General features: G+C 42.5%; 10 protein-coding genes. 8 read left to right on the top strand and 2 right to left on the bottom strand.

The annotated features are described in order from the left end of the window. Positions 1-356 precede the first annotated feature (356 nt). From ACP7AK_RS12880 to ACP7AK_RS12865, 4 genes are all read left to right on the top strand, one after another. Positions 357-1,721 (top strand): MFS transporter, encoded by a 1,365-nt coding sequence (locus ACP7AK_RS12880; protein ID WP_004280798.1) that lies wholly within the window; start codon positions 357-359, stop codon positions 1,719-1,721. A gap of 342 nt (positions 1,722-2,063) precedes the next feature. Further along, positions 2,064-3,413, top strand: a complete 1,350-nt coding sequence (locus ACP7AK_RS12875; RefSeq protein WP_004647700.1) for an aromatic acid/H+ symport family MFS transporter — start codon at positions 2,064-2,066, stop codon at positions 3,411-3,413. 109 nt (positions 3,414-3,522) lie between these two features. Further along, positions 3,523-4,026, top strand: coding sequence for a hypothetical protein (locus ACP7AK_RS12870; protein ID WP_425880055.1), 504 nt, complete (start codon positions 3,523-3,525; stop codon positions 4,024-4,026). Positions 4,027-4,452: 426 nt separating this feature from the next. Beyond that, a complete protein-coding gene (locus ACP7AK_RS12865; RefSeq protein WP_213686629.1) occupies positions 4,453-4,776 on the top strand; it encodes an ankyrin repeat domain-containing protein in 324 nt (107 codons plus the stop codon). 48 nt (positions 4,777-4,824) lie between these two features. On the opposite strand, the gene ACP7AK_RS12860 is transcribed toward ACP7AK_RS12865, so the two are convergent. Together ACP7AK_RS12860 and ACP7AK_RS12855 are read right to left on the bottom strand one after the other, a co-directional pair. Beyond that, positions 4,825-5,376, bottom strand: coding sequence for a type 1 glutamine amidotransferase domain-containing protein (locus tag ACP7AK_RS12860; RefSeq protein WP_168730570.1), 552 nt, complete (start codon positions 5,374-5,376; stop codon positions 4,825-4,827). A gap of 366 nt (positions 5,377-5,742) precedes the next feature. After that, positions 5,743-6,432, bottom strand: coding sequence for a TIGR04219 family outer membrane beta-barrel protein (locus ACP7AK_RS12855; protein ID WP_425880054.1), 690 nt, complete (start codon positions 6,430-6,432; stop codon positions 5,743-5,745). 134 nt (positions 6,433-6,566) lie between these two features. Here ACP7AK_RS12855 and ACP7AK_RS12850 point away from each other — a divergent pair, with 134 nt between their 5' ends. The 4 genes from ACP7AK_RS12850 (at position 6,567) to zupT (ending at position 11,095) form a co-directional block, all read left to right on the top strand. After that, the gene (locus ACP7AK_RS12850; protein ID WP_425880053.1) at positions 6,567-8,015 is read left to right on the top strand and encodes an aldehyde dehydrogenase family protein; all 1,449 of its coding nucleotides are present in this window, start codon (positions 6,567-6,569) and stop codon (positions 8,013-8,015) included. A 586-nt stretch (positions 8,016-8,601) separates the two neighbouring features. After that, a complete protein-coding gene (locus ACP7AK_RS12845) occupies positions 8,602-10,077 on the top strand; it encodes a sodium-dependent transporter (protein WP_425880052.1) in 1,476 nt (491 codons plus the stop codon). A gap of 10 nt (positions 10,078-10,087) precedes the next feature. Then, positions 10,088-10,198: a methionine/alanine import family NSS transporter small subunit gene (locus ACP7AK_RS12840; RefSeq protein WP_004647694.1), complete on the top strand. Its 111-nt coding sequence runs from the start codon at positions 10,088-10,090 to the stop codon at positions 10,196-10,198. Positions 10,199-10,285: 87 nt separating this feature from the next. Continuing rightward, a complete protein-coding gene (zupT, locus tag ACP7AK_RS12835; protein WP_005108262.1) occupies positions 10,286-11,095 on the top strand; it encodes a zinc transporter ZupT in 810 nt (269 codons plus the stop codon). The last annotated feature ends 21 nt before the right edge of the window (positions 11,096-11,116 follow it).

Raw genomic sequence — 11,116 nt, 5'->3', positions numbered from 1 at the left:
CAGAAGTGAAACCTCTTAGCGCTGATGGTAGTGTGGGGTTACCCATGTGAGAGTAAGTCATCGCCAGCTCATTATTCGAAATCCCCCTCCGCCAAGGCAGAGGGGGATTTTTTTATGCGTGGGATTTTAGTCAAATAGCTCTTGGAATTGTTGAATATTGATTAAAAACTAGACTCATGGGTTTAGATTTTTAAGGAATAAGTAAGACTTTAGTCGGATATTGCATGAAAAGTAGGTGTGTTGAACTAAGTTGTTGCGAAGACATGGCGATAAGAATCATTAAAAATAATAAATAAGAGTTAGGGTCATGTGTCGTGCTGAAAACAACGAAAAAAACTCACAGGAGGTGAGTAAAAATGGCAGAAAACATGAAGCGAGTAGCAAACACTGTAAGTGTGAATGATGTGATTGATCAGGCAAAATTCACTAAATTTCACTTAAGCATTGTATTATGGTGTTTGTTTATTGTCCTATTTGACGGATATGATTTAGCAATTAACGGTGTCGTTCTGCCTCTACTTATGCAAGAGTGGGGCATGAGTGCTGTTCAAGCAGGCATGCTTGCAAGTACAGCGCTGGCTGGCATGATGTTTGGAGCCATGCTATTTGGGATGCTTGCAGACAAAATTGGTCGTAAAAAAGTTATCTTGATTTGTGTTTCTTTATTTAGTGCTTTTACATTTTTAGGTGGATTTACCACTAATCCAACAGAATTTGGTATTTTACGTTTTATTGCTGGTTTAGGGATTGGTGGTGTATTACCAAACTTAGTCGCTCTAACGTCTGAATATGCACCTAAACGTTTAAAAAGCACACTGGTAACCACCATGTTTAGTGGTTATGCGGTGGGCGGTATTATGGCTGCATTATGCGGTACATGGTTTACACCAAGTTTTGGTTGGGAAATTATGTTCTTCATTGCAGGTATTCCATTACTTTTTGTTCCATTTTTTTGGAAGTTCTTACCTGAGTCTTTAACTTTCCTCGTTAAAGAACAAAAAGTGAATGAAGCACGTCGTTTTATAAAGCAAGTCGAGCCAACTGCAGACATACAAGAAGATACTGAACTGGTTCTAGCTAGCGCTGATCAGACCCAAAGTGCATCAGTAAAAGCTTTATTTACAGAAAATCGTGCCACAGGAACATTCTTATTTTGGATTGCTTTCTTTATGTGCTTACTCATGCTTTACGCACTTGGAAGCTGGCTACCAAAACTGATGATGGCAGCGGGATATTCTTTAGGTAGCAGTTTAATGTTCTTATTAGCACTGAATATTGGTGCCGTGATCGGAACCATTAGCGGTGGTATTTTGGCAGACCGTTTTGACTTTAAACCTGTTCTTATGAGTATGTTAACTGTCGGTGTACTATCTTTGGTTGGTTTGGGCTTTAATTCTCCAACCCCTGTTATTTATTTACTTGTCAGTTTAGCAGGTGCCTCATCTATTGGTACCAGTATCTTGTTATATAGCTATGTTGCTCAATACTATCCTGTTGCAGTACGTTCTACTGGTATTGGTTGGGCTTCTGCTGTAGGGCGTACAGGTGCAATTGTTGGCCCAATCGTGATTGGTATGCTGCTTGGTATGGAGTTACCACATAAATGGAACTTTATCGCAGTGGCAATGCCAGGTATTATTGGCATCATCGCTATTTCAATGATTCGTAAGCCACAACCTGGTCGCATTATGGTGAAAAAATTAAAAACAGCCAAAATTTAAACTCTCGTAATTAACCCATTCAGTTAAAAAGCTCCTTACTTAAAGGGGCTTTTTCATATCTTCAGTATGAAATTAAATCAATATTCAATTGGTCAAAAGAATAAGTGGATTAAAAGAGCTTAAATATGGTGTAAATTAAAAAATAAACATCAATTATTCAAAAGATTATACTAATAATAGTGTGACATATCACGCAAATAAATGACATTTCCGAGAGCATAGCAGAATATCAATTAGTCTTATTGTGCCTTAAATCCTGCTTGCGTATATTGCCTGACATTGAAGATTGACTTCAGTCTTCAACAAGATGTTATGGACAAGTACTCATGGGAGATGAGAACGATGACAACGGAAAAAATAGATGTAAATTCTGTAGTCGATAATGCGAAATTCACGCCTTTCCACTTCAATGTAGTTGCTTGGTGTTTACTCATTATCTTATTTGATGGCTACGATCTCGCAATCAATGGTGTAGTTTTACCGTTATTGATGCAAGACTGGGGCTTAAGTGCAGTGCAGGCCGGAATGCTTGCAAGTACCGCGCTGGCCGGCATGATGTTTGGTGCGATGATCTTTGGTTCCCTCGCGGACAAGATCGGTCGTAAGAAAGTGATCATGATCTGTATTGTATTATTTAGTGGTTTAACTTTTGCTGGCGGCTTTGCTTCAAACCCAACCGAATTCGGTATTTTACGTTTCCTTGCCGGTCTTGGTATTGGTGGTGTAATGCCAAACCTAGTGGCATTGACTTCGGAATATGCTCCACAAAAAATGCGTAGTACGCTGGTGACCACCATGTTTAGTGGTTATGCGGTCGGTGGCGTGATGGCAGCGTTATTAGGTTCATGGTTCACGCCAAGTTTTGGTTGGCAAATCATGTTCTTTATCGCGGGTATTCCACTGTTTTTATTACCAGTGATCTGGAAATTCCTGCCTGAGTCGCTCGCATTTATTGTGAAGCAGAACAAGCAGCCTGAAGCTCGTCGTATCGTACGTCGCTTGGCGCCAAATCTGACAGTTACTGAGAATACAACTTTCACTTTGCCACAGGAAAATGTGCCTGAAGCAGCCAACGTGGTGAGTTTGTTCCGTCGTGGTCGTGCGGTCAATACTTTACTGTTCTGGGTCGCGTTCTTCACTTGTCTGTTAACCATGTATGCACTGAGCAGCTGGTTACCGAAGTTGATGATGGCAGCAGGCTACTCGATGGACAACAGCTTGATGTTCATGATGGTGATGAACGTTGGTGCGGTTGTAGGTATTGTGGGTGGTGGTATTCTGGCGGATCGTTTCCACCTGAAACCGGTACTGATGTTCCTCGGTATGATGGGTGCGATTGTGATGAGCTCAATGGGCTTTGCATCTAACCAATTCTTACTTTACATCCTGGTATTCCTGGCGGGTGCAGCGTCGATTGGTTCACAAATGTTGCTATATAGCTATGTTGCGCAGTTCTACCCACTTGCAGTACGTTCGACAGGTATTGGCTGGTCTTCTGCGATTGGTCGTATGGGCGCGATTGTAGGGCCGATCCTGATTGGTGGTTTGCTTGGTATGAACCTGCCTGCTTACTTCAACTTTATGGCAGTCGGTTTACCGGTTCTGATTACTGCAATTGCGGTTGCGTTAATCATGCATGACAATGAATCTGAGAAGATTGGTTCAATTGAACCAGCAGTGTCTAAAGCTTAAAGCTAAGTATTAAATAAGAAGCCTCCGAAAGGGGGCTTTTTTATGGTTATTAGTTGATAAAAACTAATTCACAATTTATTTTGTAGTAATTAACTGAATTATAAATATCATGACCTTAGAATTATTTATAGCATCTTTAGCTCTCTTAATTTCAGTAATGCAATTATGGAAAACTTATTTTTATAAATCTAAACCATTCTTCACGATTGGAACTTTAACAGAACAAATTTATCCGATAAAAAGTGCTAGTGAAGAATGGTATGTGTGTAGTTTTCATATGCCAATTTCAATCTCGAATCATGGTGCTCAATTACTGATTATTGAAAAACTTAGACTGAAGTTGGTTTATCAAGATATTGAATTAAAGAATAACTATGAATATCTCTATGCTAAATGGATTCTTGATACAAAAGATTCCAAAAAAATTGATAGTGATCGATTCAGATGGATAAATGATATTGATCTTGAAGATTGGATTCCTCAACTTATTCAAGCCCGATCTATACAATCAAAAAGTTTTATTTTTGAAACCCGCTGGGATTTTCCTATCGATCAGAAGTTGACAGTTACTTTGCAAGGTAAGCTTATGAATTTAACTCTTGGAGCGATATAAGTTCATGGGATATAAATCATAATCTCACTGTTTGGCAAATGTTGGTGATGGGTGGAAGTTCCATTGGTCATACTACAGAGCCAAAAGTTTTAAGAAGATCAAAAGCCTTATCTAATAAAATTTATATTAAGAATAAGATAGAATTTAATCCTGATAATTCTTTTTTGATACCTTCTTATTCAAATAAAAAAAATGCTCTATCTAAAATTTTAAAGATACTGAATAAGCATTAATTTAAATATTAGACCTCTTGCGAAAGTATCGTTTTACCTAATTTTTGAATTGGCTAAAACCTTATAATATGTAGCTTTTGGCTGTTTAAATTTTAAATTTTGACTAACGCAAGAAGTCTATTATTCTTAGTATTATTGAGATAAGGTAATGTGATAATCGCGCTATTCTAAATAGAGTAGAGGTATAGAAAATATGAATATTAATTCATTCTCCCCAATCCCTGAAGGTGATGAAGAACTGCATCTTCCTGAACTGGTGTACTGGGCATCTCTTGGTGATGTTGAACAGGTTGAGCAGGGCTTGCAAGAAGGTCTGGACGTCAACTCCGCCGATGAAGAAGGCTATAGTGCCTTACAGGCTGCAGCTGAAAATGATCATTTAGACGTAGTTAAGCTTCTGGTTAGCAAGGGCGCAGATATTGCACATCGCAGTCCAAATACTGCTTTAGAACTGGCTGAAATGGCCGGAAATAAAGACGTGGTGACTTATCTGAAAAGTTTGGCCGGTGGTGTCTAAATATAAAAAAGAACCTCAATGCTGAGGTTCTTTTTTTAGTGTAGGAGCTTAGGCAGCTTCGCCTTCAAGCTCTTTTAAGATCGCTTCATTGAAAGCCGGTAAATCGTCCGGATTGCGTGAAGTAATCAGTACCCAGTCACCTGTATTGCAGCGGTGGACTTCTTCGTCGACCCATTTCCCGCCGGCATTTTCCAGATCTAGCTTGATGCTCTTATATGAGGTCAGATTCTTGTCTTTGATGCGCTGTGCATCAATCAGGGTCCATGGCCCATGACAGATCGCGGCAATCGGTTTGTGATTGTCGGCAAAATGCTGAATGATTTTTTGCGCATCCTGATTGATTCTCAATGTATCCGCATTGACTGTACCGCCGGGAATCACCAAAAGATCATAATCATTCGGATCGACATGGTCGAAACTGGTATCCGGCGTGTATTGGGTAGCAGCCTTGGTATCACCTTTGACAGTGGCGACATCTTCATTTTTTTCTGCAGCATGAATGACTTCAAAACCTTTGGACTTTAGAAAATTTAAAGGCTCAGTGAGTTCATCATGTTCAATGCCTTGATTGGATGTAATAAAGAGGACCTTTTTTACCATGATTGCTGTTCCCAAAAAATGTGAGGATTTTTAGCTTAACAACAAGGAGATTCTTACAATGTTGGAGTTTTAGCTCGGAACTGTTAAGCAATGATAAATAAAATAATAGGCAGAAAAAAAGCCCCGACATCCTGTCGGGGCTTTTTCGTATCTCGTGATTTAGGTATAACTCCTGTCGTACCTCACGTCCTGGTGTTGCGATGTTATTCTTGTTTTTAGGTCTTCTGGAGCATCCTGCTCTCTATGTTTATAAAGTAATACACATCCCGGTGGCGCACTAGCAGCAGATTGCGGTTATTGCTGTACGCTTTGGCTTACATCAGCGCAGAGAAATTGAGCTGTGCAAGCTTAACCAGTTGTATTGCATTAAAAATGCACATCTAGACCGATATAAGGACCTTTAAATTCCAACTGTAAGTCTGGACGTTGATCCTGTTCAAAATCTACTTGCATCATACGATAACCGATTTTGGCACCCACATCGACCAGCAGATTATCAATAAAGTCATATTGCAGTTCGGCCTGTACATCGGTTTTTTGGCTATCGCTGCCGTGACTGTAAATAGCTTCGGCTTTGGCACTCATACCGGTAAATGGCAGTTTCACCCCGACGGTTGCGTAGAGCAGGGGACTGTATTCATCCAGATCGTATTGATTGAAAGCAGCATTGCTCAGGTTTTTCACCGTACCATCCAGATTGGTTAAACCTGCGCCTATATCCGCATGCACAATAGTATCTAGCAATTCGTAATACAGAATATAGTCGATATTCTTCAGTTCGATCTCTGAGGCATTGGCAAGCGTGTTTTGTTCACTGTTGCTGTCCAGATTAACATATTTGATTTTTGCATTTGGCAATAACGGTACCGGATGTTCTACAGCGACAGATAGTTGTGCTGTACCTTGTCGATCCAGCGCATGCTTGAAATTGTTATCCTGGCTATAGCCGTCAAAATCCCAGTAGCTGAGATCCGCTTTCACGCCGATCACATCTGCATGACTGAGCGTACTGATTCCAAAACCGAAGAATAAGGTGGTGAGTATTTTTGCGCGCATGGCTCTATTCCCTAAAGCTTTATTAAAATTGGAGGTGTCTGGTTACTTAAAAACATCTTCTTAATATGGAGTAGCAAGTGCATGATATAGAGAATTTCAAAAATGTATATCCTTGGATGTTGAAGGACAATAAGATGGTAGCGAGAAGCACACAACAAGCGAAAGAGTATGCATTATATGTCGCCGGTCAGGCTGTTCAGACGGATAAATGGCTAGAGGTCAAACATAAATATAATCATGAACTGTATGCCCGTGTCGCCTTGGCAGATGCCAACACACTGGAACAGGCGATTCAGTCTGCCGTAGACGCAGAAGCCGAAATGGCTGCCTTGGAGCCGTTCCAGAAACAGAAAATTCTGCTGCATTGCGTACGCCGTTTTCGTGAGATTCATGAAGAACTGACTGAAATTCTGATTGCAGAAGGGGGCAAGCCGCGTAAAGCAGCCGAAGCCGAAGTTGAACGTCTGATTAATACTTTCCAGATTGCCGCAGATGCCGTGACCCAGGTTGATCAGGGACGTATGCTGCCTTTGGCCGTGACTGCGGCAGCATCCGGTTATCGGGGCATTGTAAAGCAGGTGCCGATTGGTGCAGTGTCTCTGATCAGTCCGTTTAATTTTCCTTTAAACCTGACCGCGCATAAAATTGCTCCTGCGATTGCAGCCGGTTGTCCCTTTGTGCTGAAACCGCCGAGTCTAACCCCTATTTCTGCCTTAAAAATTGCCGAAATTCTGGCGGAAACCGATTTACCGCAAGGTGCGTTTTCGGTATTGCCCTGTCCGCGAGAGCTGGCTGATCTACTTGTCACCGATGAGCGTTTTAAATTACTCAGTTTTACCGGTTCCGATGCTGTAGGCTGGGATATGAAAGCGCGTGCCGGTCGTAAAAAAGTGGTCTTGGAGCTGGGTGGCAATGCTGCTGTCATGATTGAGCCAGATACCGAAATTAACGATGCCTTGATTAATCGTCTGATTGGCGGGGCGTATAACCATGCCGGACAGGTGTGTATCAGTGTGCAACGCATTTTGGTGCATCAGCAGATTTATACTGAAGTGAAGGACAAACTGCTGGCGAAACTGAAAACGATTAAAGCCGCTGATCCGAATCTGAGCACAACCTTGGTTGGTCCGATGATCAAGGAAGATGAAGCCAAACGCCTGAAAAAATGGCTGGATAAAGCTGTGAAAAAAGACGCGAAAATCCTGATTGGAGGCGAATTGAATGGTGTGATGTTCGCACCGACCTTGCTGGAAAATGTAGACCACAGTCTGGAAATCTACCGTGATGAAGCCTTTGGTCCGGTGGCAATTCTGGAAGCGTATGCTGATTTCGAATCCGGTATTGCCTGTATCAACCGCAGCCGTTTTGGCTTGCAAGCTGGAGTGTATACCCAGAATCTGAACAAGATGCTGTATGCCTGGGATCATCTGCATGTCGGCGGTGTCATTATCAATGATATTCCGTCTTTCCGGGTCGATAACATGCCTTATGGCGGGGTCAAAGATTCAGGTCTGGGTCGTGAAGGAATTCAGTCAGCCATTCGCGACATGCAGGAAGAGCGCATGCTGGTGATTAAAGCCTAAGTTTAGAATACTCATCGCTTCGATATCACAGGCAGCTTGTTTTAAATCTGCTTGTGATATTTAAACCGGTTTTTAAAGAGGTCAAAATTCCATGAGAGAATTTGATTTCCCATATCACGGCTTGGTCATGTGCCTTAGTATGAGCCGTTTCATCATTAAATAATGATCTAAAAACAGATGCTGGAGTGGAGTCTTGCAATACATTTTTTAAAACAGCGACCCTGTAGTAAAACTTAAGAAAAAATATATTCCAAAAAGTTTGTCAATATATAACTTGTTTAATCTGGCTTATTTCGCAGAATTATTGAACGCTTAATTCGAATAGATTATAAATAACGAATATTTTAAGCAGAATTTACAGAAAAAATTTAAAAAAGTCAGTATTGTTGAGTCATCTACAAGGTCAGTTTTTCGATCAGACTTTAAGCAAGATGTAAGACCTGCTGACCTGTTTGTACATTAGAATTCGACGCCCACAAGGTGCCCTCTAATTCAAACACCCAAAATTATTGAAAATACTTCTTTTTTTGCTTGCGTCATAACCATAACAAGCAGCATCTAAAGGGGTTAAAAGTTTAGGTGTTCTATGACAGAAACTCGTGAGAATTGGTCCGCACGATCAGGATTCATTATTGCAGCGATTGGTTCCGCCGTTGGCTTGGGGAATATCTGGCGTTTCCCCTATGTTGCCTATGAAAATGGTGGCGGGGCATTCCTGATCCCTTATCTGATTGCGATTTTCGCAGCAGGTTTACCTTTATTGTTTTTAGACTATGCGGTCGGACACAAGTTCCGCAAAGCGCCGCCTATGGCCTATAAAAAACTCATGAATGCCGAATCCCTAGGGTGGTGGCAGGTCATGGTCACTCTGGTGATCGGGATTTACTATGCCAGCGTCTTGTCCTGGGCTGGCAGCTATATGTTCTATTCCTTTGGACAGCAGTGGGGCACAGATACCCAAGGCTTCTTCTTCAATACTTACCTGCAAAATGGTGAGGGTCTGACGCTCGGTTTTGTACCTGTGCTGTTCTTTGGTTTGGTGGTCGTTTGGGCAGCAGTCATGCTGATTCTTTACGGTGGAGTACGCCGTGGGGTGGAACTGGCGAATAAAATCTTTATGCCATTGCTGGTGATTTTATTCACGATCCTAGTGATTCAGGCAGTACGTTTACCTGGTGCAGTCGATGGCTTAAATGCTTTCTTCACGCCGAACTGGGAAGCGATGGCCAACTATAAAGTCTGGTTAGCCGCTTTTGGTCATATCTTTTTCTCACTATCAGTGGGCTTCGGGATCATGTTGACCTATGCATCTTACCTGAAACGCAAAACCAACCTGACTGGTTCCGGGATTGTGGTAGCACTGGCCAACTCGTCTTTTGAAATTCTAGCGGGTATTGGTGTCTTTGCCGCGCTTGGTTTTATGGCGTTCAGCTCAGGTGAGAAAGTTGAAGATGTGGTGTCTGGCGGTATCGGTCTGGCCTTTATTGCGTTTCCGAAAATCATTTCCAGTTTAGGTGCAGGTGGTGACCTGTTCGGTTTCCTGTTCTTTGCTTCGTTGACGGTTGCCGGTATTACCTCGATGGTGAGCATCCTGCAAGTTCCGATTGCTGCGTTCCAAGACAAACTGGGCTGGTCAAAGAACAAGTCAGTGACGATTATTGCTGGTGGTTCAGCGGTGATTTCTACCCTGATGTTCTCGACACATAGTGCCATTACCTTTGTCGATATCATCGATTACTTTGCCAATAACATCGGTATTGTTGGTGGTGGTCTGTTATCGATTATTCTGTTGTCGTGGTTCCGTCGTCCATTAATGAAACAGCTGGAAGGCCATGTGAATGAGTTTGCCAGCGTGAAACTAGGTACGAGCTGGAACTTCATGCTGACGGTGATCACGCCGTTGTCATTATTGCTGGCATTGGGCCTGACCCTGAAATCGATCATGGCAGAAGGTTATGGTGGCTATGCTGCCAGTACCCTATGGATGGTAGGTGGAGGAGTAATGGCATTCTTTATTCTGGGTGCCATTCTATTCAGCCTGATTAAAGATCGTCACAGCTAGGAGAGCGACTATGAATACATCTGCACTAATCATGATGATCATCTCTATCGTTTTATTATGGGGTGGTCTGGTACTGGCTGTGATTCATCTGGCAAAGAATCCGGAAGAACCAGAAGACTAAAAATCTTCACATAAACCTACTGTTACCATTAAAAAAGTCATTATCATCCTTGATGATAATGACTTTTTTAATGGCTGATGCTCTGACATGATTTCCGTTTCAGATGGACAAGTCTATACAGCCTTTGCCGTGACTTTATTTGCCGGGCTGGCCACCGTGGTGGGTGGGGGACTGGTATTATTCTTAAAAAAACCTAATTTCCGTTTGCTGGCCTTTGGTCTGGCCTTTGCTGCCGGGGCCATGATCTATGTCTCTTTAACCGAAATTCTGAACAAATCGATCGCTTCCTTTAGCCTAGATTTTGATGAAAAAACCGGTTTTGCCTTTGGCACTTTTGCTTTTTTACTGGGCGTAGTTCTGGTGTTATTGCTAGATCGCTTTGTGCCAAACCCACATGACACCATTGAGACCCATTCTGCCAAGGGCGTTAGTTCACCCCAATTACTGCGTACCGGCATGCTGACCCTGTTTGCGATTAGCGCACATAACCTGCCGGAAGGGCTGGCGACGTTTTTTGCCACGCTGGAAAGTCCTGCTTTGGGTGCGCCATTGGCAGTCGCGATTGCGATTCATAATGTACCAGAAGGCGTGGCGATTGCCCTGCCGGTCTATATGGCCACCGGCCGTAAAGATTATGCGCTCTGGGCCAGTTTGGTTTCCGGACTGGCCGAACCTTTAGGGGCAGCGCTCGGGTATTTTATTCTGGCACCTTATATGAGTGAAACCGTCTATGGTCTGATCTTTGGCGTGATTGGCGGGGTGATGGTTTATCTGGCGCTGGATGAATTATTGCCGACGGCAAAGCGCTATTCTGAAGGGCATGAAACAGTCTATGGATTGGTGAGCGGCATGGCGGCATTGGCCAGCAGTCTGGTGATTTTTAAGTTTATTCAATAAGCCATATATTCACTAAATCAC

Source organism: Acinetobacter sp. TWP2-2-3, from assembly GCF_049896445.1.
In the GTDB taxonomy this organism is placed as follows: Bacteria; Pseudomonadota; Gammaproteobacteria; order Pseudomonadales; family Moraxellaceae; genus Acinetobacter.
The sequence above is the reverse complement of the archived record's forward strand: the minus strand, read 5'-3'. Positions and strand labels throughout refer to the sequence as shown.

Excerpts from the sequence above, each read along its gene's own strand:
- ACP7AK_RS12880 (WP_004280798.1), top strand. The coding sequence starts at position 357 with ATGGCAGAAAACATGAAGCGAGTAGCAAACACTGTAAGTGTGAATGAT.
- ACP7AK_RS12875 (WP_004647700.1), top strand. The coding sequence starts at position 2,064 with ATGACAACGGAAAAAATAGATGTAAATTCTGTAGTCGATAATGCGAAA.
- ACP7AK_RS12870 (WP_425880055.1), top strand. The coding sequence starts at position 3,523 with ATGACCTTAGAATTATTTATAGCATCTTTAGCTCTCTTAATTTCAGTA.
- ACP7AK_RS12865 (WP_213686629.1), top strand. The coding sequence starts at position 4,453 with ATGAATATTAATTCATTCTCCCCAATCCCTGAAGGTGATGAAGAACTG.
- ACP7AK_RS12860 (WP_168730570.1), bottom strand. The coding sequence starts at position 5,376 with ATGGTAAAAAAGGTCCTCTTTATTACATCCAATCAAGGCATTGAACAT.
- ACP7AK_RS12855 (WP_425880054.1), bottom strand. The coding sequence starts at position 6,432 with ATGCGCGCAAAAATACTCACCACCTTATTCTTCGGTTTTGGAATCAGT.
- ACP7AK_RS12850 (WP_425880053.1), top strand. The coding sequence starts at position 6,567 with ATGGTAGCGAGAAGCACACAACAAGCGAAAGAGTATGCATTATATGTC.
- ACP7AK_RS12845 (WP_425880052.1), top strand. The coding sequence starts at position 8,602 with ATGACAGAAACTCGTGAGAATTGGTCCGCACGATCAGGATTCATTATT.
- ACP7AK_RS12840 (WP_004647694.1), top strand. The coding sequence starts at position 10,088 with ATGAATACATCTGCACTAATCATGATGATCATCTCTATCGTTTTATTA.
- zupT (WP_005108262.1), top strand. The coding sequence starts at position 10,286 with ATGATTTCCGTTTCAGATGGACAAGTCTATACAGCCTTTGCCGTGACT.